At 45.4% G+C, this 21,029-nt stretch carries 15 protein-coding genes; 2 read left to right on the forward strand and 13 right to left on the reverse strand.

The window, feature by feature from the left end; translation table 11 throughout:
- Positions 1-68: 68 nt before the first annotated feature.
- Positions 69-1,787 carry an ATP-binding protein gene (locus Q0110_RS07835; RefSeq protein ID WP_297905346.1) on the forward strand — a complete coding sequence of 573 codons (1,719 nt, stop codon included), beginning with the start codon at positions 69-71 and terminating at the stop codon, positions 1,785-1,787.
- A 195-nt stretch (positions 1,788-1,982) separates the two neighbouring features.
- Here the strand turns inward: Q0110_RS07835 and Q0110_RS07840 are convergent, their stop codons facing one another.
- Complete coding sequence (locus Q0110_RS07840) at positions 1,983-2,417, reverse strand: DUF6078 family protein (protein WP_297905350.1); 435 nt, start codon at positions 2,415-2,417, stop codon at positions 1,983-1,985.
- 154 nt (positions 2,418-2,571) lie between these two features.
- On the opposite strand from Q0110_RS07840, the gene Q0110_RS07845 reads away from it, so the two are divergent.
- The gene (locus tag Q0110_RS07845; protein WP_297905353.1) at positions 2,572-2,814 is read left to right on the forward strand and encodes a hypothetical protein; all 243 of its coding nucleotides are present in this window, start codon (positions 2,572-2,574) and stop codon (positions 2,812-2,814) included.
- On the opposite strand, the gene Q0110_RS07850 is transcribed toward Q0110_RS07845, so the two are convergent.
- From Q0110_RS07850 to Q0110_RS07905, 12 genes are all read right to left on the reverse strand, one after another.
- Complete coding sequence (locus tag Q0110_RS07850; protein WP_297905356.1) at positions 2,807-4,153, reverse strand: family 10 glycosylhydrolase; 1,347 nt, start codon at positions 4,151-4,153, stop codon at positions 2,807-2,809. The two genes, Q0110_RS07845 and Q0110_RS07850, sit on opposite strands and share 8 nt — an antisense overlap.
- A 52-nt stretch (positions 4,154-4,205) precedes the next feature.
- On the reverse strand, positions 4,206-7,436 hold the full coding sequence (locus tag Q0110_RS07855) for an efflux RND transporter permease subunit (protein WP_297905456.1): 3,231 nt from the start codon (positions 7,434-7,436) through the stop codon (positions 4,206-4,208).
- Positions 7,426-8,919: a TolC family protein gene (locus Q0110_RS07860; protein WP_297905359.1), complete on the reverse strand. Its 1,494-nt coding sequence runs from the start codon at positions 8,917-8,919 to the stop codon at positions 7,426-7,428. Before Q0110_RS07860 ends, Q0110_RS07855 begins: the two co-directional genes overlap by 11 nt.
- Positions 8,916-12,059 (reverse strand): efflux RND transporter permease subunit, encoded by a 3,144-nt coding sequence (locus tag Q0110_RS07865; RefSeq protein WP_297905362.1) that lies wholly within the window; start codon positions 12,057-12,059, stop codon positions 8,916-8,918. Before Q0110_RS07865 ends, Q0110_RS07860 begins: the two co-directional genes overlap by 4 nt.
- 19 nt (positions 12,060-12,078) lie before the next feature.
- Positions 12,079-13,146, reverse strand: a complete 1,068-nt coding sequence (locus Q0110_RS07870; RefSeq protein ID WP_297905365.1) for an efflux RND transporter periplasmic adaptor subunit — start codon at positions 13,144-13,146, stop codon at positions 12,079-12,081.
- Positions 13,147-13,246: 100 nt separating this feature from the next.
- Complete coding sequence (locus Q0110_RS07875) at positions 13,247-15,055, reverse strand: O-antigen ligase family protein (protein WP_297905368.1); 1,809 nt, start codon at positions 15,053-15,055, stop codon at positions 13,247-13,249.
- Positions 15,056-15,057: 2 nt separating this feature from the next.
- Entirely contained in the window at positions 15,058-16,467 is a 1,410-nt protein-coding gene (locus Q0110_RS07880; protein ID WP_297905371.1) for a transglutaminase domain-containing protein, read from the reverse strand.
- On the reverse strand, positions 16,460-17,332 hold the full coding sequence (gene lepB / locus Q0110_RS07885; protein WP_297905374.1) for a signal peptidase I: 873 nt from the start codon (positions 17,330-17,332) through the stop codon (positions 16,460-16,462). The genes Q0110_RS07880 and lepB overlap by 8 nt, the downstream gene beginning before the upstream one ends.
- A 95-nt stretch (positions 17,333-17,427) precedes the next feature.
- Positions 17,428-18,480 carry a BF3164 family lipoprotein gene (locus tag Q0110_RS07890; protein ID WP_122380174.1) on the reverse strand — a complete coding sequence of 351 codons (1,053 nt, stop codon included), beginning with the start codon at positions 18,478-18,480 and terminating at the stop codon, positions 17,428-17,430.
- A gap of 187 nt (positions 18,481-18,667) precedes the next feature.
- The gene (locus Q0110_RS07895; RefSeq protein WP_234078573.1) at positions 18,668-18,898 is read right to left on the reverse strand and encodes an NVEALA domain-containing protein; all 231 of its coding nucleotides are present in this window, start codon (positions 18,896-18,898) and stop codon (positions 18,668-18,670) included.
- Between the two features lie 206 nt (positions 18,899-19,104).
- Positions 19,105-19,959 (reverse strand): DUF1573 domain-containing protein, encoded by an 855-nt coding sequence (locus tag Q0110_RS07900; RefSeq protein ID WP_234078571.1) that lies wholly within the window; start codon positions 19,957-19,959, stop codon positions 19,105-19,107.
- Between the two features lie 12 nt (positions 19,960-19,971).
- Positions 19,972-21,021, reverse strand: a complete 1,050-nt coding sequence (locus tag Q0110_RS07905) for a TolB-like 6-bladed beta-propeller domain-containing protein (protein ID WP_234078569.1) — start codon at positions 21,019-21,021, stop codon at positions 19,972-19,974.
- Between the last annotated feature and the right edge of the window lie 8 nt (positions 21,022-21,029).

Raw genomic sequence — 21,029 nt, forward strand, 5'->3', positions numbered from 1 at the left:
GGGGTTTTGTTTGAAAGAACAAGTTATTTTCTTAAATTTGTAGTATTGTATCAGAAAAAAGAAAGCTTATGGCACGAATAACGATTCCTTATGCGGTGGCGGATTTTATAGAGATGCGTGAGCGTGATTTCTACTATGTGGACAAGACCGATTTCATACCGGGTTTGGAAGAGTATAAAGCCCCTGTTTTCCTCCGTCCCCGGCGTTTTGGCAAGAGCTTGTTTATCTCTACCTTGGCGTGTTACTACGACCGTACCAAGGCCGGCCGGTTCGAGGAACTGTTCGGCGGGACTTGGATCGGGGAACACCCGACGGAGGAGCATAATCGTTATATGATCGTGCGCTATGATTTCTCCAAGATGGTGATGGCCGATGACATGGAAGAGTTGGAGCGGAATTTCAACGATCTGAATCGTTCTCCCGTGGAGATCATGGTAACGCATAACCGGGACTTGTTTAAGGATTTTCGGTTCTCTAGCCGTGATGGTGCTTCCCAGATGCTTGAGGAGGTCTTGGGATATGTCCGCGAACATGGACTGCCTAAAGTGTATGTGCTGATTGATGAGTACGATAATTTCACGAATCAACTGCTGACGGCCTACAAGGATCCGCTCTATGAGCAGGTAACCACGAAGGATAGTTTCCTGCGTACTTTCTTCAAGGTGATCAAGGCGGGTATCGGCGAAGGTAGTATCCGCACGTGTTTCTGCGCGGGGGTTCTTCCCGTCACGATGGACGACTTGACAAGCGGATATAATATAGCGGAGATCCTGACCTTGCATCCCCGGTTCTTGAATATGCTAGGCTTTACGTATGAGGAAGCGAGCGCTTATCTGGGGTACGTGTTGAGGAAGTACGGCACGGGGCAGGACTCTTTTGAGGAGCTTTGGCAACTGATCGTGAACAACTACGACGGCTATCGTTTCCGTCCCGGCGCGGAGCCTTTGTTCAATTCCACGATCTTGACCTATTTCTTTAAGAACTTCGCCACGATGGATGGCATGATCCCTAGTGAGCTGGTGGATGAGAACCTGCGCACGGACATCGGTTGGATCCGTCGCTTGACCCTCTCGCGAGAGAACGCCAAGGAGATGCTGGATGCGTTGGTGATCGACGATGAGTTGTCTTACAACGTTTCCGATCTGTCCAGCAAGTTCAACAAGAGGAAATTCTTCGACAAGAACTTCTATCCGGTCAGCCTTTTTTATCTGGGTATGACTACGCTGAGGAATAATTACCGCATGGTGTTACCCAACCTCACGATGCGCAGCATCTATATGGATTATTACAACGAGATGAATCATATAGAAGGAAACGCCCAACGCTATGTACCCACTTACGAGCGTTTCACGGAAGAGCGTCGTTTCGAGCCTTTGGTGCAAAACTATTTCGAGCAATACCTCGGGCAGTTCCCGGCGCAGGTGTTCGACAAGATCAACGAGAATTTCATCCGTTGCTCCTTCTTCGAGCTTTGTTCCCGTTACCTGAGCAGTTACTATACGTTCGCCATAGAGCAGAACAATTCGGCGGGCCGTTCCGATTTCGAGATGACCGGTATTCCCGGCACGGATTATTACACGGACGACCGGTTGGTGGAATTCAAATATTTTAAGGCGAAAGAGGCAGAGCGCATGCTGGCGCTAAACGATCCCCGCCCCGAGGATGTGGAGCAAGTCCTTGCTTACGCCGCGGATACGAGCCGGAAGTTCCCTCACTACCACGTCCGTTCCTACATTGTGTATATCTGTGCCAACAAGGGATGGAAATGCTGGGAGGTGACACCTTGATATCTTCTCAACCGCTTCATGGATAATACTTTGTAGTGCCAATGGTGAGCCATGCTATTGGCACGGCTGTGCCACTGTGTTGGCACACTCGTGCCTCCTTGATGGCAAAGGCGTGCCATTGCGATGGCACACTCATGCCACGGTGAAGGCACGTTCGTAACATGGGTAGTGGCAGAAACCTCTCTCTTCCTGGGTTTACCAGTCGTACTCCTCGAAATAAGCGTCGAAATCTTTAGCCTCCTTCACCCCGCAGCGTTTGAGCACATTCAATACGACCTGCTGCTCGGAGGGCGAAAGCGGCCTTTCTCCTTTGCGGACACGGTAGTAAGTGCGCCGGCTGAAATGCCTCATGAGTACCGGAATAACGGTGAGCATCTGCTTGTGCGGCAAGCTTTCCAATAGGTTTACGAATCCGGTGGCGTAGCGTACTTTCTTGTTCGGGCGGTAATAAGGGCAAGTTCCCTTCAATGAGGCGAGGTGTCTCGGGCTGATGATCTGCCAATAGGCCGTCTCGTCAGGCATGCTTTGTTCCGCCAGTTGCCTGAGGCATGTGGAGGCTTTGGGGCATTGCCGGTCTAGGCATAAGGTATATTGGTTGGGGATTGTAGCGTTGTCAAGTTTTTCTTCCATATTGTTTATGTATAAATAGTTTGTTATCGTGGTGTTTTCCGGATTAAATGATCGTTTTTCCGCAAATGTAGATATAAAATGAAGACAGATACGGTGTTTACGGTTTAATTGTCTGGTTGGGCCTCGATATTTGTTGGATAACCTGGGTATACGGATGCTCTCATGGATGCCGAATGTACAAGCCGGAGGTAAACCGGTCTTGACTCTTCCTTTTTACACGTCCGATTTGCCGGGAGAATATACGGTGACTGTCGAGGGGATAACGAAAGAAGGGAAAGCCATTCGGGTGTGTGTGTTTGCTTCAGCGTTCAGGAATAGGGGTGTTCGCGTATGCGGCCTACTTACGGATTTACGAGGTAGGCCGCATAAAAATAACTATTATCAAGTACTTATTTAACCGTTACATTCCATCCGGAAAGGATACCTCCGTAGAAGTAAAAGTCTACGCAGAATGTCTTTCCTGTGTTCAGCTCTTTGACCTCGTAGTATTTCGTGGCGCCTTGCTCTTTTACCAGTTTGTAATCGGCGATATTCGGGATAGGTACATTGGTGAGCTCCTTGATCTTTGCGTTTATCATGTTCAAGATATCCATGTTCTCGAAAGGATTCGTTACTTTGGTGCTCTTGGATAAAGCCGGGTTCACCCCATTGTTCTCGGCACGGACCGCACGGACGCTATCCGCGTAAGCCTTGAACATCGCACGGCTTTCCGGAGTGCGTAAGGCCGATACGGTAAAGATAGAGATTCCTTCCGCTCCATGATTCAGCGCGGCGTCCATGCTGGCTTGCATATCGTCTGAAACCATTAAGCCGCAGTAAAGCGTAGTTTTCGGGTTCTTATCCCGTACATCCTCTATCATACAGTCTGAGATAAAACTGATGTCTTCCGTGTAGAAGTTATGGTACACCATGGGGAAGACAATGTCCAGATTCCATTTGCCCCAGTCCTGACGAACCATTTTGGAAGCCATCTTGGGCGTTGGGAAAGGAGAGGCTGCCATTTTCTTTCCATGGGAGTGAACCACATCGGCGATCATATTGGCTACCTCGGTGATCTGGTCACAGCGGAATTGCAACCATTTCTCGTCTTGCGAGGGATCATCTTGTTCCCTTGGATCGTATCCGTAAGCGGCCTTGAACTTCTCGATCATAGCCGGGTGATAGCCAAAATCCCATTGCGGATATTCTTGGTCTTGCACGATACCGTATTTCGGCCAAAGGGTAGTCGGCAGGATAACGTCCACGAAACGGTTGTAGTCGATAGAGATACCGTTCAAGCCTTCCACCTCGCAGTAAGCCTCTATTTTCTTCTTGATAAACTCCCGTACCTCGGGTAAGGCGGGGCACATAAATTTGTAGTAATCCACGTAAGCGGTCGTATCGGCCAAGCTTTGTCCGTTACGGTTTACGCTGAACCATTCGGGATGTTCTTTTAAGATAGCCTCCCGGTCATGTTCCAGATTCATCGTCCATAACCAAGCGTAGACCTCTATCCCATGTTTCTGGGCGATGGGAATAGCGGCCCGGTAATCATCCGGAGTAGGGGCGTTTAGCATGACACCGTCTATCCCCGCCTCATTCATGATCGTACAGATGGAATCGAAATTCATTCCGGGCCGGTAATCCAACCAGGTCCAGAACATCGGGTAAGCATCTTTTGTATCATTTCTCGGGGAACTGCAAGCGCCTACGCAGCAAGCCACCAAAAGCAATACTAAATAATTTATGTGTCTCATAAGTTTAATGAATTTGATTAACGATTTACCCGTTAAAGATACGTATTCTTGTTTAATACTGTTCTTTCTTCAACGTAAATATCGGTAAATAGAGGAAGATGCCTAGGATAGACATGATAAGGCCGCCTATCGTTCCGGCGGCGAGCGGGAACCAAAAGGCTTCTTTATCGGTGCCTAGCATGAACGGGATAAATCCGAGTATGGTCGATATGACGGTTAGGAATATCGGCGTGATCTTGGCGTTCCATGCCTTTAGATAAGCACGGATCGGGGAGATAGCGGGTATCCGTTCCCGAATTTGGTTATATTCGTTTAAGATATAGATACTGGCGTTTACCGTGATACCGCATAATAGAACGAAGGAGGCGAATCCTCCTTGATCGAAATTCAGCTTGAACCAATAGAAGGTGAGGAATACCCCGATATAAGAGATCGGTATGACAAAAATGACCGCCAACGGTTGTTTCAAGGAATTAAACAAGATACTGGTCGTGAAGAATATAATAACGATGATCAAGAACAACAGCGCATATTGTTTATTGTCTTTCTGATCCCATGACCAATAGTTCTTTTCCGCTTTCGCCGTATATCCCATAGGCAAGATCTTGTTAAACTCCCTGAGTTCCCTTTTCTGGATTTTCTCGCCTTGTGAGGAAGCGCCGATATACTCATATTGCAAGCAAAGCCTGTATTGCTGGTTTACTTTCGCTATCTGTTGAGGGGTCTGGCTTTTCTCGACGGCAGCGAGTTCGGATAGCTTATAGGATTTATCGCGGATGGTTTGAGGTACATATTGCATACTCCATATATCGAACTCCTTCGATTGGCGGGAAGAAAGTTTTAGCTTTTCCGTCTCGTTGTCAACGACGATGGTACCGGCGTAGATATCTTTACCGAAAACGGGCCGGATAGACGCGAATAAGTCGATCGGCAATATATCCGCTTGCGCCATGCGGGCTTTATTCAAGTTGAAGTAGAATTCCTGATAATCATCCTTCCACCAAGAAAACTCGGAATTGATCAATACCTCCTTGATACGGCGGTACGTAAGCAATTTCTCCCGCAGTTTCTCCGCCCATTCGTATAGCTCGTCATAATTATATCCGTACATCTCGATGCGGAACGAGCCCGCGTTCTCGCGGACATCATTGCTGAAACCTTGATCCATAAGTCCCCATACGCCCCAACTTCCGCCGCCTAGCTCCAGCGCTTTGCTGATCACCCTGCTTTTCAGGGTATAGGGGAAGCCACTCCGCTCGTTCTCGCGGGTGAAGTACACGTTAATACTGGCTTGGCGTGCGTTGTAGATACTGGTCTGGAATTGCCGTATTTCCTTGTAAGTACTCAGATAAGCCTCCATGCGGTTGATCAAGTGGTTCATTTGATCAAGGGTCGTACCGTTCGGCATGGAAGCGCTGATACTTAATACGGTTTCCTCGTTCCGGGTAAAATAACTTCCCTCGTACACCTTTTGGACAAACAGGCGCAAGGTGCCTCCTAAGCTCTTATCGACGATAGGCTTTATCGTTTCCTTCCAAATATCTTTCGCCGCGAATTCATTGTAGCGGGCGATCCACAAAGAGTCTCTTGCGGATAGATCCTTCTCTTCCGGCTCGATCTTCTCCGGCAATAAAAATATCGGCAGCCCGAAAGCCAATACCAGAATCACACAAGCCAGCTTTTTCCAATGGCAAAGGAAACGGATCTGCGCCCGGTAATACCGAGAGAAATAGACCGGGAAACGGTGTATGAACGACCGTACCGGACGGACCACCGGATGTTGTTTCCAATGCCCCCGGGCTTTAGGGGAAGAAGATGCGACTTTCTTCCGGTGCAAATTCATCTTATCGATCAATGCCGGAACCAAGAATAATGCGATGAATAAAGATACGGCCAGATTAATGATCACGACAGCGGCGAAATCCTGTAAATTCAACCGTATCTTCTCATCCAAGAAGAAGATAATCACGAGGGCACCCATAGTCGTCAAGGTTGCCGCCAGGATAGACAAGAACGCTTTCCGGTCTTGATGGTGCCGGATATGGTCGGTCATCACGATTGTATTATCGATCACCAAGCTGAGAGAGATCGTGATACCCGCCAACGAGTACAATTGCATCTCCAGCCCCAATAAATAATAAAGGATAACGGCTATGCACAGATTGATACTTAAACTGATGATGATCAAGAACAGATAACGCACGTTCCGGGTGATCAGCAGAACGAAAAGCAAGAGGATCAAGATGGTCAAGCCCGTGCGGACGTAGATCTTATCCAATTCTTCTTGGATAAATTCGGTAGCGTCGTAACTGGTGTGGATCTCGTAACCGGGAGGAAGCAAAGTGCGGATATGCTCCATCTCTTCCTTCACTTTTTGGGCTAATTGCAACTGGTTGGCCGTCTCTTCCGCTCGGATAGACAGGTAGATAGAGTTTAAGCCATTGATCCGGTAGTAGCTTTGCGGAGCCTCTTCCTGCCGGGTTACTTTTATCAATTGATCCAACCGGATTAAGCTACCGTCTTTGTTCGCGACGGTGATATGCGATGGCTCGAACCCGTTCGTGGTCTTTTCCGGCATCAACGCCAAACGAATCCATTCCTTGCCGGCACTCCCTTTTCCCATATTGGCGGTGCCGAGGAACTCTTTCTTATAATATTGGCTGATTGCCGATTGGATATCCTCTATCGTGATCCCCAGGTCTCGTAGTTGGCGGCTATCGTATTCCAGGCGCCATTCCATCGGGGTCGCTCCGCTCACGTCGATACGATAAATACCTTGCACGCTACTAAGCCGGGGCTTTATCTGATCCTCGGCGAATCGCTGGATGAATATCGGGGTGGCGGAAGCGTTCAAGGTATAGCTCATGAACGGGCGTGATTCCTTGTCGTCCGGACGGCTCATCTCTAAGATCGGATAACTTAATTCCTCCGGAAGATCCGGCCACGTCTGCCTTACAATGGTTGAGGCCTCGAAACGTGCGGCATCTATATTCGTATGTTTATCCAGTTCCAAGGTAATCCTTCCCCATCCGTTTCCCGAGGTCGAGGAAATCTCTTTGATTCCTTTGATACGGGCAAGCATCGCCTCCAACCGGGAGGTTACCTCCATCTCGATAACCCTTGCTGAGTTGGAGGGCATATTATAGCTGATACTCAACTTCGGCAACGTGCGGGAGGGAGATAGCTTGATCGGCAATAAAGGCACGAAAGCGATCCCCGCCAATGCGACGCAAAGGAAGGTGACGATGATCGTAAAGGATGATATGTTCGGCTTAGAACCCATGCTCGTAATCAAATTCGTTGGCTAATGAGATGCCAGTCTCGAAATCATGTAAGGTGAGCTTGCGTATTTTGTAATAGCTCAACCAATAATTTTGCAAGGCCGTGATATAATTACGCTGCGCTTCCTGCTGGCGGTTCAAGGAGAGCGTAAGGCTATTGATATCCGCTTTGCCGATCATGAAACGTTGCTTGGTCTCGTTATAGGCCATGATAGCGATGTCTAAGGCTTCTTCGGCGCTGGCGATCAGGTTTTGTTGTACATTGAAATCGCTGACGGTCATGATTACGTCTTCCTCCAAAGTGACTTCTGTCTGCCGTGCGGATATTTGCGTAACATTCAGATTGCTTTTGGCTATATTGTATTTGCCCTTCCGTACTCCCCAGTCTATAAGGGGGATAGAGATGGAGATCGATACTAGGTCTTGTTGTAACGGATTCTTGTAGACTTCCTTAAATTGGGTCGCTACTTGGTTGAAACCGATACTGGCATTCAAGGAGGCGTTGAATAAGGTTTCTTTTTTGGTCTTATCCACTTGTTGCTCGGCTTCTAGCACATCTTGCTGTACTTCCAAGAATTTAGGGTTATTCTCCCGGGCTAATGCCAGTGCCTGATCTACCGGAATATTCATATCATGGGGGCGTGACGGCAACCGGAGCCGTATCTCCGTATTCTTATCGAAATTCAGATACGAGGCCAAACTGAACATGGCTCGTTTCAAGGCTATATCGGCGTTTTGCAAGGTATTGCGGGCATTGATCGCATCCAGCTTGAGCGTCAGTAAATCCGCTTGACTAATAGCCGCGATCTTATGCCGCTCTTGGCCGGTACGGTATAACGTATCGGTGGTGGCTACATTTTCTTTGGCCATATCATATTCTACTTGAGCCATGGCTAAAGAGAAAAAGTAGGTGGTGGCTTGCTCGCTGACAGTCTCGATATTGTAAAGTAACTCTTTCTTTACTTTCTCGTATTTTAGAGGTTCAATCTTTTTCTCCCATCGGAAAGGGTTGTATCCCAATAAATCTTGGCTATATCCGATACGGATTGGAACGGAGGTGAACTGATTGTAAGTATTCGATCCGAAATAGCGCATATACCCCAGATCTGTGTCCACGAAGAAACTACCACCCAGCATATCGAAGTTCTGCTTGATTTTTAAGTTTCCTCCCGCGTAAAAGGACTGTTGCTTACGGTATTCGTCGATATCTTTCTCCGAATCGTATCGTTTCGTGATATCCCGGTAGTATTCGGCGGGCGTGATATTCAACGTAAGACTGGGCAGTCGCTCCGCTTTGTAATTACGGAACTCCCAGTAACCGGACAAGAATAGGTTTTTCGTACGAAAAGCCTCCAGCGAGCTATCGGCGGCCAATGAGATCGTCTTCTCAAGGGAAAGGACGAGCGATTGGGCCGATACTTCTCCGGCTAGTAACGAACAGAACACATATAAAGCCAGGAATGTCCTTTTGTATCTTTTTCTCATAATGCATGTCTCCTATAGATAAACCAGTAAATCAAAGGAATGATAAATAAACTGACTGCCGTACCGATCAGCATCGCCGAGATCATGGCGATAGAGAGCGGCTTTTGCAACTCACTTCCCATATCGAACGTGAATAGTAGCGGTACCATACCGAATATAGTTGTCAATGAGGTCATGATAATCGGTCGAAGACGGCGGCGACCGGCCTCGTGGATCGCTTCCATCAGGGGTACACCTTCTTTCCGCAGCTCATTGATTGCGTCCAGTTTCAAGATAGAGTCGTTTATGATGATACCGCAAGTTACCACGATACCGATCGCGCTCATCAGGTTTAAGGTATGCCCGCATATCCATAATACCAGTAAGGAGGCGGCTACGTCTATCGGTATCTCCAGCAGGACGATCAAGGGTTGCAAGAAACTCTCGAATTGTGCCGCTAGGATAAAATACATCAAGAGAATGGATATGAATAAGATGACTACCAATTCATTCAGCATTTGCCGGTTCGAGAAGAAGCTTCCCGAGAAATCGATGTCCCAATTTGTCTTATCCTTGGATTCGCCGCGTACGAGCTCCCGGATATTTTCCATCAACTGCTCCGCGTTTTCTACTTGATAGAAGCTGAAAGGAATGTATTCTCCGTTCTTTCCCGCGGTGAGCGTCTTCAAGTCTTCTCCGGGAGCAATCTTTGTTACCGTGCTAAGAGGGACATAGTTCGTCTTTTGATTTTCGCCCGGTTGTGTACGGATTAAGGTCTTTTGTAAGATCTGGTCGACCGTTTGCTCGTTTCCGGCGAGCGTGATCGGTAGATACTGTTGGTAGGAGCGTAAGGTGGCGACTTCATTTTCCTTGAAGGCCGTCTTAAGTACCCGGTAGACCTCTTCGTAAGAGATATTATAAAGCAATAGTTTCTGATGGTCTATGGATATGTTTAATTGATTCTCGAAAGCTACGCCAACGGGAGCGATACCGGTCTTACTCGCTAGTGTTTTCTCTAGTTTTTGCAAAGTCGGGGCATCCGGGGCTTGTTCTTTATTACGGGCATAGAACTCGGCTACGATATCGGCCTCGCCGGTCACGAACAGTTTCTCGAACACGGTCTCCGGTGGAGAGAACGATAATACGGCTGCCGGATAATTTCGTTTTATCCAAGCGGAGATTTCTTGTTGTAAAGGAGCGATAGCGTCGGTCTTTTCCGTCTTGAAGTAAAGTTCTACCTCCGAGATGGATAATTCCCGGTCTCGGTTAAGCAGGAATTGTTGCTGTCCGATATAGGCCGTGTGTTGTGCGCCTAACCGGTCGGCCTCGCCAAATAACTCTGTGACTCTCTTTCTATTTTCATCAATATGAATGTTCTCGTTCCATTCAACATGTGCGATTAACTCATTCTGATCGATTTCCGGCATCCGGCTTTTAGGGATCATATAGAATAGGATCGCGCAAAGGGGGATGGTGACGGCTACGAACAATAGGCTGGTGCTCTTATGCCTGAATATGAAATCAACACCTTCGTCATAGAACCGGTCCAGCGTATGCTCCTTGATCAAATTGTTTATTTTCAGGTTGAAAAAGGAATGCTTGATCTCCGGTACGCTGTAGACTAATTTGTAAAGTACAGGCAGTAACATGATCCCGGTGAAATAAGAGACCATTAAACCGACCGTAACGGCAAACGCCTGATCGAAGAAAATCGCTCCCGCTATACCACTCATAAATACCAAAGGTACGAATACGGCGATCGTAGTGAGCGTAGAGCTGAGCATAGGCGTAATAACCTCGGTGGTTCCTTTAATGCAAGCCTCTTCCAGACTGTCTCCTTTCGTCCGGTATTGCATGATGTTCTCGGTCACGATGATGGAACTGTCTATCATCATACCCAATGCCAGAATCAAGCCGGATAGGGAAATGATATTTAAGGACATATTGAAAAGGTAGAAAAACAAGAAACAGATAACGATACTGACCACCATACTTAATCCGATTACCGCAGGGCTTTTTACGTCTCCAAGGAAAAGGATCGCCACGATGCAGATAAATAGGAAACCTAACGATAGGTTCTGTTTGAGGTTGGAAATCGTATAATCCAATAACTCGGTCTGGTTTCTTGTGATCGTAAATTCAATATCCGGGTAGATAGACTCAAAATAATCGGTCACCTCGGCGAGCGCCTCTTTCATATTGTCCATATTCTCGTCCGCTTGCTTGATAACGGCTAATGTAACGGCTCTTTTCCCGTTGGCTAGCGATAAACCGGTCTCTTTTTCCGGTACGACAGCTACTTTTGCCAGATCTTTTATCTGGAAGATACGGTCATTTTTCCGGATGTAAATGTTTTGTACGTCTTCCGGTGTACGTAATAAGGTAGAGAATTTGATATTGTACTCATAATAGCCGTCCCGTACGGTCATGCTTCCCGGCTCAATATTGTTGGCAGACAAGGCCGATTCCAAATCATTTAATGTGATATCAGCCATTTCCAAAAGCTTCATATCCGGTACGATCTGTAATTGCCGTCCTAATATACCCGTGATATCCACCATTGCGACTTCCGGTAATTGCTCGATCCTTCGTTTGATTACTGTTTCCGCAAATTGGCAAAGATCGAGGAAAGCGGCATCGCTTTCTAATTGAGAATGGAGAATTGAAGATTGAGAATTAGGGGAAGTGGATTGTGAATTTTCAATTTTCATTTCTCCATTCTCAATTGTCTTGAGTGTGAGATTGAGGCAAAACACCGGAATGTCCGTAGCGCTCGCCTTGACTACCCGCGGACGTTCCACTTCGCGGGGCAGGTAATTCATGGCAGCGTCTATTTTCTCATTGACTTCTATAAAGGCAAGATCCGTGTTCGTGCCAAAGTCAAAGCTGAGACGAATAATACCCGCTCCATCACGAGTCTCGCTATGAATATCCCGTAATCCTGCCACTTGCATCAATTGCAAACGAATCGGTTTCACGACAGTATTTTCCAATTCCCGGGCAGACGTGTTTTGTCCGGAGACCTGAACGGTAATCTCAGGTATGGCGATATCAGGCAATAAAGATACCGGTATGGTGAAATAAGTCACCAACCCCACGATAAAGCAAGCCGTAAAAGCCATCAATACCGCTATCGGACGTTGTAGCAGGAAACGAACCATATCAACTAATTTTCAATTCTCAATTTTCAATTACCTTGACCGGTGACTCATGCGCCAGATTAATATTGCCGCTTGTAATCACGACATCACCTTCTTTCAATCCTTCCAAGAGGGTGTAACTATCTGCGTTTTCCAGTCCAGTACGCACATAGTTCCAGTAAGCGTGTTCATCCACTAAAGTAAATATGACTTGTTTTCCGGAACGTAATACCACGGCAGTTTTAGGTACGACCAATTGCTTCCCAAGCGAACGTTGTACGCTAACCCGTACATTCATGCCTTCGAATAATTTACCCTTGCTGGTTACCGCCGCTTTTACCTGTACCATCCCGTTCTCATCCACAACCGGATTGATCTCGGATATACGTCCTTCTGTTTTTAGGCTAGTGGTAGTGAAAGGGGTCACTTCCACTTTATCTCCGTTTTGGATGAGCGGTAACTCACTTTCCAATACGGTGAAAGAGGCCTCCAGGCTATGAGGATCGATGACGGTGCAGAATACGTCCGTCGTAGACGCCACGTTCTCTTGTTTGGCGAAAAGGTTTGCGATAATGCCATCGAAAGGTGCTATTAACGTCGCGTTCTGTTCCTCGTATTGCGCAAGTTGATATTGGGCGAGCGCCAGATCATATCCACTTTTTACTCGTGCCAGGTTGAGCGTCGCCGGCGGGACTTTCGCTGAGTCTTCCAGCATATATCCTTGGCCGATCAATACATCTTTTAATTCAAGTTTCGCTTTCTCCAAGGCGTCTTTGGCTTGCGCTGTTTTGTTCATGAGCCGGAACGTGGAGAGTTCCGCTATTTTTTGCCCTTTACTTACCCGGTCTCCATTCTTCACGTAAATGCGAGCGATCGGCTCTGCCGATTCAAATCGCAAGTCCACCATCTTACGAGCGGATAATTTACCATTACTGATCAATTCATGATTAAACTCCGTTTGCTTCAAGGTCATGATCGTGACTTCGTTTGCCTCATCCGGCAATACGGTTTCTACGGAATCCTGTGTGGCATCTGTATCCTTCTTTTCTCCGTCGCATGCGCTTAAACAGAATAAAAGTGTAAAGGTCAACAATTTATAGTACTTCATACTCGTAAGATTGATCGGTTTGTACAATTTGTCATTCGCAAATATAAGTATTTATTATTACGATATAGTCGTAATTGCCATAAAAATAAGGATATTGCATTCATATTGATGTGTTGTTTAACATACTTCGTGCTTTCTCTTTCATTTCTTTAATAGCGGAACTTTCCACTTTGGGTTTCTTAGTTAATATGGAATCAATCGCCATTTTCAATTTTGCAGGTTGAAAATAAGATGGTTCCATATAAAGATTCATTAACAGATAATACGGATAGATACGTTCCGGTAAAATATCAATGGCATGTAACAGGTGCTTTTCCGCTTGTCGGTATTTACCTAAACACTGCTCATTTTTAGCCATTACGTAATAAAGCATGGGATCGGAGCTTAATAAGACAGCTCTTTCCAGATATTCATTCGCTTTCTCGTATCGTCCGGTCTTGTTTAGGCATTGAGCGGCCTCGAAAAGGAATTCCGGTTTATGCTTCAATAATGGATACAAAGGTTCATATACTTCCAAGGCCGCTTCGTAAGCTTTATTCTTGTAAAACATTTGCGCCTTGCTCCATTTTTGATAAGCCCTATAATAATCTTTTTGCATCCAGAACAAACCTATTCCAAGGATAGCGATTCCCATAAGAAATATGCGTTTGCCCCATCTATGGCCATTAGATTCGGCTTGGTTCTCATGGATCTCATCCTTGTCCGGCGTTACGCTCATTGCCCCTAGGAATATCAATACGATCCAGAACTCCGGCAATTGTAATGGATAGGAAGAGAAAGCGAATATAGCTAGCGACATCAATCCCCCGCAACAAGCATACCTCTTATTCTTTATTCCTTTATAGAATAGAAGTCCCAGCCATGCGGTAAATAGAGCCAGCCCTACGACTCCCTGTTCCAATCCAATCTGTAGATATTCGTTGAAAGCATATTCCGGACATCCTGCGACCCACTTCTCCTGTTCGGTAGCCTTTCCCGAAGCCATGTATTCCGCTTGTGTCTCTGCGTAAGCGGCAGGGAACCCACCTAGGCCGGTACCTGTAATCGGTTGTTTCTGTATCGCTTTTGCCGTGATCTTCCACATCAGGAACCTTCCGTCCGCAGAATCTTTTTTTAAGGTGTAAAGGAATGTGCTACTTCCTGAGAGCAAAACACATCCAAGAATACCACCTATTATGTAAAACCTTTTATGCTGTCTTATTCTTTGTTTGATCCGCTTCCAGTCCATTCGGTACATAGCGTACACCCAAAGGCAAGCGCCAAGAGCCGCTATCCATGCTGACCGGCTCATTCCGGCCGGAAGAACTATGATTATTGCCAGTACACATACCGTAGAGAAATAATATAAGATATTCCGTTTGGGTTGTTTCAGCGAGATTCCCAAAGCGATCGGTAGCGTTACCGCTAAATATCCGGAATAAGGCCCCGGGTTGAAGAAAGAGCCGGTTAAACGGAATAAAGAATGATTCGAATACTCCCAATCCTGTAATTGCCGGAAGCCCCATATCGCTTCAATAAGTCCAATGGATAGGAAGATGGATAGATAATATCCATTGAGAACCGGAAACCTGTGCGTTATGTACCTAAAAACATACCATAAGACAATAACCTGCTCGATAAATAGAATTTTTTCCGGCTCCGGGTCTATGGAATAAGGATAGGCTAGGAGGATCCAGACAAAGCATACGATTGGCAGGGTATCTATCCAAGTCCATGCATAGAAGATTCGACCATTGTGAAAAAGTAACGATAATAAGAATGTAATAGCGAGGAAAAGTGCGATGAGCTGAATCCAAAAGACTTTCTGCGCTGTTAGGCTAGAGAATAGCTGCCCCGAGTCTATAAGGGGGCTACCTAATAAAAGAACCCCCAATAATGCGTATGTTCCGAAAAAAGGTAGATCTTTCATGTTTAATATCTTTTTATCGTGTCGTTGTCGATTAAGAAAATACGATCTTCCGCGGCTTTACCCGGCCAAGATATCATGCCTTTTAATAAGCTGCCTTTGGGGATGTCGCGAATAATGATACCCTCTGGCAATGTATCCATCGGGAAATGTCCGGTTTTAAAACATTGTTGCTCTTGTTCCCAATAACAGAGTGTATGGGGGACTTTTTGTTGATGAGCGTTATCCGAATTGATGAAGATCGATTCGAAGTGAGTGGAGTCCGGTTTTATTTTAGTGATAATACCGTTGGCACTCACATGAAATGGATATGTGATGAAGCGTAAGAATCCATGCGTGTCTTTGTCATACTCTGCGATGATGAATACGTCATCACCTACGATCTTGGAAAATGCGCACTGTTTCCCGATCCGTTCACTTAGGGCGAAAGGTCGCCAGTTTTTATAATTGTAGGTACAAAGGTAAATAGGTGCTTTCTCCGATTTCACGGGGAAGTCGCAAATTGTCTGTATATCAGTGACAGGAGGTAAATATTGCTCCGTGACAGCGGTTAATAAAGGGTTCTTTAGGAAAGTCCGGTATTCATCGGATGATTCGAGAATTACCGGCTCAAAAGGAGCAAATCCGTATCTGTATATCTTGGCGGGGGTTAGAAATGGCCTTGTAAGATTATAAATTAAAGAGTCCGGCCCCTCATTTTCCGGGGCGAAAGGTAAGAATTTTCCATCATCATTTAAAAAGGCGCACCAATAGTGTTCACCGTTTCTTCGAGTCCAGATGGCGTGTTCCGGTACGGCAGGGATACCGACCGCACGCATCATATTCACGCCATACATGGCCATTCCGTCGCAGCGCCCCAGTCCGGTCTCATGGATTTCTTCCATCGTAGGGTAATAGGCAGGCACCGTCTCTTGATAGGCTACTTTTGCTTTCAATTTCTTTTGCAGCATCATTACCGCGTCATACGTGTTGGTGATCTGCGAACTATCCAAGGATGGCAGGTATGTTTTCATTACTTCCTCTCGTAAGCCGGAGGGACGTTCGTATAAACTCCGGTAGGGGAGAATGTATCTGCAAAAGTTGTCGAAATTGACATTTTGATTCCAGGGTTTGGGCCATACCCGGAAAGCCAGCTCGATATTGTCGATCAAGTAGGCTGCGGATATGTATGTGATATCCGGTACTTTGTCTCGTTTGTCATACCCAAAATGATAAATCATGTTACGTATAAGAAAACAAGCGGCTTCTTTTTTCAAGGAGTCTTTTTTATAGTATTCAATAACGTATTCCAACTCCTTCCGGTTATCGCCGGCTTGCCGCAAGGCATATTCCAGCCTTTTTTCTTCCGGGCTAGAGGGGAGGTCGCAAGAAAGCAGGCATATCGTGCATACTATAAATATAATGATTTTATTCATGGCTCTTGTTGTTACGGATATTTTTCCAAAAACGACCTTTCCTATATTTTCCCGTGTAAGGATCTTTGGATTTCCACACTTTCCAAGCGATACCCACGATGAAGTCCTCCGGTATAAGCCCGAGATATCGCGAGTCTCGGGAGTTTTCGGTTTTATCTCCCGCCACGAAGTAATAGTTGTTTTGGAATTGATAGTGCTCTATGATTTCGTTCCCCCTATAAGCCTTATTCTCTTTCCATGATATAGAATCTTTTGATTCCCACTCGATCATTTGTTTGTATAGCTTATAATTCGTTTGATTCACGGTGATTCTATCACCTCTTCGGGGAATATACAGAGGACCGAAATCATGAACGTTCCAATTGAATGTAGAATCAAAAGGGAAACAACGGTAGACACCGTCCGGCATCCGATCCGCTTTTTGTCTGGATAGGTTCGCTTGACTTTCCACATTCCCCAAAGGCTCTTTCGTATGGTTGTTTCGGTAGAATCCCTGTTCGATCCGGATGGAGTCTCCCGGTAACCCGAGGCAGCGTTTGATATAATATTGCATGATGTGCATTTCGATCCGCTCCCATGAATAGGGATGCGGGTAGTTGAATACGAGAATATCATTCCGTTTGATTTGCCCGGCTCCGGGTACCCTGTATATATCTACCTGCTTCCCTTTCATAGATGCGAAAATATTGAATAGCCTAGGTCCGGCTATCCATTTGTTTACTAATACTTGATCTCCGGTTTGGAGTTGAGGCTCCATGGAATCGGAAGGGATTTTGAACGTGCTGAAACAGAAGATGAGGAAGAATGCGTATATGCAACCAATACCAAATACCCCATAAAGTATAAGTGTCAGATATCGTAACATCTGATTTATAGTTGTTTTGTATATACGTTTTTCTATTCCCATTCTTTTATGTTTATGCCTCATTTCCTAAATCCAAATTCTTTGGATATCAGTCATCAATAGTCGAACACTACGATATGATATTCCGGATCATCACTGATACCATAGATCTTCCGTTTTTGATTGTCTACAGCGATGGAGGAGACTCCTTGGTCTAATGTGTAATGGCATTCAAGGCTACCGTCCCATCCGATTACAAATAATTCTTTGCATAATATATTGTAATTAGGCTCTGTCACCATTTTTCCATTATAAAGAACAAATAAACTATTCCCCACGTTTACAGGGCTATAAAAAGCGTCTCTATAAGTTTGCGGGCTCGCTTTACTTCCGATAATGTCTCCATCCCTAAATTCTTTGAAAACAGATGCGAAATGATCCGGTCCCCGTAATTGTTTTTCCAAGGTCCCGTTCACGTTATAGATGCAAATTAAATCAGTGAAGTAGTGAGTGATTGCAACCTTCTCTTTTCGGTTGGTGGTTAGGTCTGCCCGAAACGCATTGATTAATTCGGCAGGAGTATACTCCTGCTCAGTTTTAGGATAAGTACCGAAATCCATCGTTTTCTTACCTGTTTGATCAAAAAGGAATCCAGGACTCGTCTCTTGATAGGATACGCCTAAGAACCCGTTGCCCAAGCTTCGAATATTGCTCCATAGCGGTTTTGTATCTAGGGAGATACGGCTGGCGTATTCCGGTTCTTTTCCACTGGTAAATTCCGGGATAGAGTAAGTGAAAATCGTAGAGGTCATCATATCAAAAATGACTACGGAATCGTTCCGATTGACGAAACATGGTGTCATCATCTCTTTAGGCCCTTGTCCTACAGGAATACATTCTCCTTCCTTATGTGCCGTATTGAGGTTGAAGATGTGGAATTGTTTTTCCGCCCCTTGATTGCAAGTAACTAGGAAGGAGTCGAATAATTGGATTTGTGAAGGTCGTAAAATAAGACTGTCAAATTCAATAGTTTTTCCGGATAGTGATTTTCGGACTTTGAAATCACTTCTCTGGAAAGTTATGTTTTTGTCATCTTGTTTTTGATCATCGGTACAAGCGATGAATCCTAATAGGATGAGTGAAAGATGTAAGATAATGTATTTCTTCATGATACTGATTTTTTAAGGAGGGCATGCCAAATTAAGGGATTGAACATATTTTCTTCTTGCTCAAGATACCTAGAGTCTATGAAATACAAATTAAAAATCAATGAGAAAACATCTGCATTCCATTGATTTACCGACTGTATTCCATTGTGATTTTTTTCGTTTTGGCACACCCTCCTTTGATTAAATTTTAGTTCCAACGTCCCGGTATGTAAGTGGATGTCCCATCGGAATATTTGATAATACATCCTCCCCCAGAGTAACTGCAATATCCGCTTCCTCCTTCCCCGCTAGCCAATGCCTCCACATTGTCAAGCGTTAGGTCAGAAAGCTTGATGTCGTTTTCACTCTGGTTGATGTTCCATGCCGCAGCTACTGCTACGACTGCCATTACGGCTATTCCTAAAATCTTTTTTCTCATGATATTTCTTTTTTATAGTTTATGTTTTTAAGAATTTAATCTCTTGCTTACTATTCTTCTGCAAGATAAGGATATTCTCGAATCCCTCTTTCAATTTAATTTACTACTTTTGTGTCACCTCCTTTCTGCTTCATGAGTAAAAGTGGGGTGGGAGGCTTGCTTGTGATCGTTCCAATATATCCGGCAAGCTCTCCCTTCTCTTTTATTTATTGAGCCATCCCCCGAATGTTTAATTTTATCAGTTGATTCGTATTGCATTTCACGGTAATCGTCTCGTCAAAGACTCCTTTGTCTTTCGGTGTCATGATGGCTCTTACTTGAAGGGTCTCACCCGACTTGGCGGGATGTTTGTCAAAAGATGGGCGGGCACAGCCGCAAGTTGTAGCCGCGTCTAGTATGACTAACGGGTTGTTTCCTGTGTTTGTTAATCGGAAAACAGCTTCTTTGCTTTCTCCCATTTGGATAGTTCCTAGCTGTATGGATGCCTCTTCCACTTTCACGGTGGTTTGTATTTGTGAAGCGGGTTGTTTTCCGGTGATCTCTTTTAGGTATAGCTCCCGGATATTCGGGTTGTGGATAGGATTTCCTATCACTACGACCTTATTGTCCTTATCCAATAGGAAGGTTTGAAATCTGCCATCGGCCGGGAAATGATTTAGTTCGTTCAGCTTGTCGGATTGATCCAGACAGATAGGTTTGTCGAAATTGTCTTTTTTCAATAGATACCGTATTTCTTTCTTATCATCGGACTGGAAGAAAAACAGGAATGGAACCGTTCCTTGGGTAATGGAGTCGGTGTATTGAATCAGTTCTTTCCATCGGTGCAGTTGGAGTTTGCAACTGGTACATCCTATGGAATCCACGAAAACCAGCACCTTGTGGGGTGATTTTGGCAGGGTGAAGTCTACCGTATCGGTTGCAAACCGTGTAAAGACCATGTTTTGCGGAAATCGTATCTCTTTTCCTTGCCATTCGGATACCAAATGCTTGATCTCGTCTTTTTTCTTGTCTTGGCAAGCTGGAAGGAATAATAATAGTATGATTAGATTTAAGTATTTCATGATATTTTGTCGTTATATTTTAAATGAAAGAATCGGATCGTTGCTGTTTACATCCGTGGCAAGGATCGTCCCTGTATCCTCATCTACGTCGATACCGTAAATGGCATGGTCGAGCACATATTTCCGGACGGGGTTCCCTTTGAGGTCGAATACATAGATATATCGTCCTCCATCCTCCATCTCTTCCCCTCGTAGGTAGGCTTGTTCGATATCTTTGAAGCTACGACCATGGAATACGGCGTAAATGAAATGGTCTGTGATATGGACATCGCTGAATCCCATGATGCCGGTTGGAATTCCCTCCGATCGTGAGATTGCGAATTGAGGTTCTCCATTAGGTCCGTATCGTACGGTTTGTGTAGTATCTGTGAAGTTGTATATTTCTAATGCCTCTCCTAGTTGGGTTGCCATGACCAAGATGCCTTTTGGGGGATTATAGTCGAAGAAGCTTCGCCACGCTTGCGCCAATGCCGGGCGTGCGATGTCTTCATAATTATTTTCGGTTGGGATCTGGTTAGTGGAGTGAATCCATTTCCCTTCTCGGTCTGTCCACTTTTGTCTATATTCGCCGAGATAGTCAGATACTAAAAAGCCCGATTCCATCGGGTAAAAGTCCAATGCCCTAACCAGCCGCTTGTCCATATCGATCGTTTCTACGGGGATGATGTTGTTCATATTTTGTTCAATCTTCCACCGGGTTGTTCGCATTTTGTTCGCATCAAGCGTCCAGATAGAATCCTTGGAGATAAACCGGAAGCAATCTGCCGATACCATTTCTTCGGGTCCCTCGCCTCGTTTGCCAAACGATGTCATATATTCCCATTCGGGGTAAGAGAAGGCATGGAAGAAATAATCTACGTTGTGCAAGTCCATGATAATAGCGATACCATCCTTGACCGCTATCCGGAATGGATAGCGGAACAAGGCGGTATCTAGGTGGATAACCTGCGCATTTAATGCCTTTTCATCGGGAAAATCCTCGTAGCGGGGGAAGTGCCGTGAGGATTCCGAACAGGATACCAGACTACCTATTAATAGAACTATGTATACGTAGTAGCTCATGTTTTATT

It is taken from the genome of uncultured Parabacteroides sp. (assembly GCF_947855115.1).
Taxonomy (GTDB): Bacteria; Bacteroidota; Bacteroidia; order Bacteroidales; family Tannerellaceae; genus Parabacteroides.

Coding starts and splice junctions, on each gene's coding strand:
- Q0110_RS07835 (WP_297905346.1), top strand. CDS start 69: ATGGCACGAATAACGATTCCTTATGCGGTGGCGGATTTTATAGAGATG.
- Q0110_RS07840 (WP_297905350.1), bottom strand. CDS start 2,417: ATGGAAGAAAAACTTGACAACGCTACAATCCCCAACCAATATACCTTA.
- Q0110_RS07845 (WP_297905353.1), top strand. CDS start 2,572: ATGCTCTCATGGATGCCGAATGTACAAGCCGGAGGTAAACCGGTCTTG.
- Q0110_RS07850 (WP_297905356.1), bottom strand. CDS start 4,153: ATGAGACACATAAATTATTTAGTATTGCTTTTGGTGGCTTGCTGCGTA.
- Q0110_RS07855 (WP_297905456.1), bottom strand. CDS start 7,436: ATGGGTTCTAAGCCGAACATATCATCCTTTACGATCATCGTCACCTTC.
- Q0110_RS07860 (WP_297905359.1), bottom strand. CDS start 8,919: ATGAGAAAAAGATACAAAAGGACATTCCTGGCTTTATATGTGTTCTGT.
- Q0110_RS07865 (WP_297905362.1), bottom strand. CDS start 12,059: ATGGTTCGTTTCCTGCTACAACGTCCGATAGCGGTATTGATGGCTTTT.
- Q0110_RS07870 (WP_297905365.1), bottom strand. CDS start 13,146: ATGAAGTACTATAAATTGTTGACCTTTACACTTTTATTCTGTTTAAGC.
- Q0110_RS07875 (WP_297905368.1), bottom strand. CDS start 15,055: ATGAAAGATCTACCTTTTTTCGGAACATACGCATTATTGGGGGTTCTT.
- Q0110_RS07880 (WP_297905371.1), bottom strand. CDS start 16,467: ATGAATAAAATCATTATATTTATAGTATGCACGATATGCCTGCTTTCT.
- lepB (WP_297905374.1), bottom strand. CDS start 17,332: ATGTTACGATATCTGACACTTATACTTTATGGGGTATTTGGTATTGGT.
- Q0110_RS07890 (WP_122380174.1), bottom strand. CDS start 18,480: ATGAAGAAATACATTATCTTACATCTTTCACTCATCCTATTAGGATTC.
- Q0110_RS07895 (WP_234078573.1), bottom strand. CDS start 18,898: ATGAGAAAAAAGATTTTAGGAATAGCCGTAATGGCAGTCGTAGCAGTA.
- Q0110_RS07900 (WP_234078571.1), bottom strand. CDS start 19,959: ATGAAATACTTAAATCTAATCATACTATTATTATTCCTTCCAGCTTGC.
- Q0110_RS07905 (WP_234078569.1), bottom strand. CDS start 21,021: ATGAGCTACTACGTATACATAGTTCTATTAATAGGTAGTCTGGTATCC.